General features: G+C 66.8%; 2 protein-coding genes. Both read left to right on the plus strand.

All coding sequences use genetic code 11. The features are described from left to right. A partial coding sequence (locus ACFWUY_RS41765) for an uL11 family ribosomal protein (protein ID WP_384122339.1) occupies positions 1-606 on the plus strand: 606 nt, incomplete at its 5' end. 129 nt (positions 607-735) lie between these two features. Next, positions 736-1,227 (plus strand): serine/threonine-protein kinase (locus tag ACFWUY_RS41770; protein WP_384122342.1); only part of this gene is annotated, 492 nt, incomplete at its 3' end.

Consider the following 1,227-nt stretch of genomic DNA (forward strand, 5'->3'; position numbering starts at 1 on the left):
GGCCACCGCGATCTGACACTGCAGCACCGCATCGGCATGGACCGCGACCTCCAAGTGGGCGGAAACGTCACGTTTCACGCGACTACAGTGACAGGCGAACGTTGCCCGCGCGAACCGAATGGCTGCGGCTCAGACGTTATCGTCGCGGGACCGGATCGACGCCCGCGTTCGAGATCGTTGACTATGGCGCGCGAAACAGCCTCTGTCACAGTCACTCTCGAGCTCGAAGCGGGCAATGCCTCGCTGATGATCCTCGGCAAGATGCTCGGCCCCACCGGTGTCCCACCGTTCGAAGTCAAACGGCGCTACGACGCCGCCACCGCGGACAATCGCGGCGAGATCATCCCCGCCGTCATCACGATCGACGCCCGCAAACGCTGGACGATGAGGCTCAAAACCCCACCCACCGCGTCGCTGATCCGCAGGGCCGTCGGTCAGCCCGGCTCGCCACAACCCGGCCACAAACCGGTCGGGTCGATCAGCCGGGAGCAATTGCGCCGCATCGCAATTCGAAAACTGCCCGACCTGAACACCACCGATGTGGAGGCGGCGATGCGCATCGTGGCGGGCACCGCGCGGTCGATGGGCGTGCGGGTCGAGATCTGACCGCGGCGTGGCGAACTCAGGGGGCACGGTGTCGGGCCATTCGCGCTGCCGTCGTCTGTAGGCGTTAGGTTTGTCGGGGTCGGCATTCGCAGTCGGCCGGGGACCGATTCGACCGGACAACGGGGGACCATGCTGACGACGGGTGATGTCTTCGCCGGGTACGCGATCGAGCGTCAGCTCGGACGCGGCGGGATGGGATCGGTGTATCTGGCCCGCCATCCGCGCCTCCCACGGCAGACCGCGCTCAAGCTGCTCAACCGGGATCTGTTCGCCGACAACGAGATTCGGGCGAGGTTCGAACGGGAGGCCGACCTCGCCGCGCAACTCGAGCACCCGAATATCGTCACGGTGTACGACCGCGGCGTCGACGACGGGCGCCTCTGGATCAGCATGCAGTTCGTCGACGGCGTCGACGCGGCCACCATCGAACACCCCGTCCCCGCCGACCGCACCCTGAACATCATCGAGGCCACCGCGGCAGCCCTGGACCACGCCCACCGCAACGGTGTCCTGCACCGCGACGTGAAGCCGGCCAACATCCTGCTCGCCGACACCGACGGCAATGAACGAGTCCTGCTGACCGACTTCGGCATCGCCCGCCCCCGAGACGACGTCCACCAC

Origin of the sequence: Streptomyces sp. NPDC058664 (assembly GCF_042716635.1) — a bacterium.
In the GTDB taxonomy this organism is placed as follows: Bacteria; Actinomycetota; Actinomycetes; order Streptomycetales; family Streptomycetaceae; genus Streptomyces.